Origin of the sequence: Mesorhizobium sp. M4A.F.Ca.ET.020.02.1.1 (genome assembly GCF_004022645.1) — a bacterium.
Classification (GTDB): domain Bacteria; phylum Pseudomonadota; class Alphaproteobacteria; order Rhizobiales; family Rhizobiaceae; genus Mesorhizobium.
Window position 1 is genome coordinate 1 of record NZ_RZOI01000868.1, and the last position, 2273, is coordinate 2273.

At 65.0% G+C, this 2273-nt stretch carries 3 protein-coding genes; 1 reads left to right on the forward strand and 2 read right to left on the reverse strand.

Annotation, left to right across the window (positions count from 1 at the left end):
* Window positions 1-824: saccharopine dehydrogenase family protein (locus EN742_RS32350; protein ID WP_148670421.1), on the reverse strand; the 824-nt coding region annotated here is incomplete at its 3' end.
* Window positions 825-999: 175 nt separating this feature from the next.
* On the opposite strand from EN742_RS32350, the gene EN742_RS32355 reads away from it, so the two are divergent.
* Complete coding sequence (locus tag EN742_RS32355; protein ID WP_126057340.1) at window positions 1000-1428, forward strand: Lrp/AsnC family transcriptional regulator; 429 nt, start codon at window positions 1000-1002, stop codon at window positions 1426-1428.
* Between the two features lie 66 nt (window positions 1429-1494).
* Here EN742_RS32355 and EN742_RS32360 read toward each other — a convergent pair.
* On the reverse strand, window positions 1495-2273 hold a 779-nt coding region (locus tag EN742_RS32360; RefSeq protein WP_148670422.1), incomplete at its 5' end, for an aldo/keto reductase.

Sequence of the window (2273 nt, forward strand, 5' to 3'; positions counted from 1 at the left end):
ACGACGTCCTGCAGCGTCGCCGGCAGGGCGCTTTCGAAAATGTCCTTCAGCACGTCGCGACGGTGACGCAGGCCGAGATCGTTGAGCAGCGCCTTCATGATCGCGGCGTGGCCGGGATAGCGGATGGTGCGGTAGTTCAGCGTGCGCACCTTGCCCTTCAGCGTCTCGGCCAGCGTGCCCAGCCCGCCCGAGGTGTTGAAGGCCTCGTAGGTGACGCCGTCGAGCGAGAACTCCTCGCGCTCCTCCAGCGGCGGCACCTCGATCAGCTCGCCCTCGACGATCGCCTCGCAGGGCTCGCAATATTCGTTGATGACCCCGTCGGTGCTCCAGGTCAGATTGTAGTTCAGCGCGTTCGACGGATATTGCGGCAGCGCGCCGACCCGCATGCGCACGCTCTCCAGCGTGTCGAAGCGGCTGGCGAGATCGTTGGCGACGATCGAGATGAAGCCCGGCGCCAGCCCGCATTGCGGAATGAAGGCGCTGCTGGCATCGCGCGCCAGCTCCTTCACCCGCCTTGTGCTGACGACATCCTCGGTGAGATCGAGATAGTGCACGTCGGTAGTGGCGGCCGCCTCGGCGATGCGCGTGGTGAGATGGAAGGGAGCGGCGCTCAGCACCGCGAATTTGCCGGCAAGCGCTGCCTCGAGCACGCCCGGCGCGGCGATGTCGAGTTCCATGGTCTCGACGCCCGCGGGGAGTTCGGCCGCGGCAAGCTGCGCCGCCGAGCGGTCGACGAGCGTCACGCCATAGTCGCCGGTGGAGGCCAGCATCTCGGCGATGGTCGAGCCGATCTTGCCGGCGCCGACGACAACGATGTTCTTCATGATCAATACCCCTGCCATTTCGCGTTACGCAATTCCGGACGGAAACCGCTTCACACCTTTCCTGGAATTGCTCCTGAGCTGGCCGGAATCATCGCAGCTTGCCTGTCGAAAGGAAGCGTGAAATTGTACGAAACGAAATGCCGCTTTTAACAATATGCCGACAAGGATCGTCGAAATGATCAGCGATGCCGAACAGGCCCTGCTTTCACTGCTGCGCGCCAACGCGCGCGCCTCGACCGCCGAGCTCGCCCGCCAGCTCGGCGTGTCGCGCACCACGGTGCAGAGCCGGATCGAGCGGCTGGAGCGCCGCGGCATCATTGCGGGCTACGGCGTGCGGTTGTCGCCCGACTATGAGCAAGGGCTGGTCCGGGCGCATGTGCTGCTCACCGTGACGCCGAAGCTCGCCGACAAGGTGGTGCGCAGCCTGCAGGCGCTGCCGCCGGTTAGGACGCTGCACTCGGTGAGCGGCAATTTCGACATGATCGTCATCGTCGATGCGCCGTCGATCCGCGATCTCGACACACTGCTCGACCAGATCGGGGCGATGGATGGGGTCGAGCGGACGTCGTCGTCGATTATTTTATCGACGCGGATCGATCGGTGAAACTGTTGAGATGCTGGCGCGAGGGGCGAAGGAACGCTGCGCTTCCTTTTCAACGCCCCAAGCAGCCTACGCCCTGCGCCGCTCCGGCCCGTTGTCCAGCCAGGCGACATCTTCCGGCGATAGCTTGATATCCAACGCCCTGAGACTGTCCTCCAGCTCGTCCAGCGTGCGCGGGCCGATCAGCGGCACTGACGGGAAGGGCTGCGCCAGCACATAGGCGAGCGCGACATGGATCGGGCTCTTGCCGAGACGGTTGGCAAGCTCGATGGCGCGGTCGCGGCGGCCGAAATTCTTCTCGGAATACCAGACGCGCACCAGCTCCTCGCTATCATGCTTGTCGCGGCCGGCGCGATCGGTGAAGAAGCCACGGCCCTGGCTCGACCAGGCGAAGTTCGGCATCTGCCGCGCCGTCAGCCAGGCCTTCCAGTCGTCGGTGGACGAGGTGACGCAGCCGGCCCAGATCGGCTCCAGCATCTCAGCCAGCGAGAAATTGTTGGAAAGCGCGCCGGGCTTCTGCTTGCCGGTGCGCTCGGCATAGGCAATCGCCTCATCCATGCGCTCCATGGTCCAGTTCGACCCGCCGAACGGACCGCGGATGCGGCCGGCCTTGACCTCGGCGTCCATGGCGTCGACGAATTCGCCGACCGGCACGTCCGGATTGTCGCGGTGCATGAAATAGATGTCGACATGGTCGGTCTGCAGCCGGTCGAGCGACTGGGCGAGCTGCTTGCCGATCACATCGGGATAGCAGAGCGGTGAATGCGCACCCTTGCCGATCACCACCGACTGCTCGCGCACGCCGCGGTTTCGCAGCCAGTGCCCGAGCAGCGTCTCGGTATAGCCGG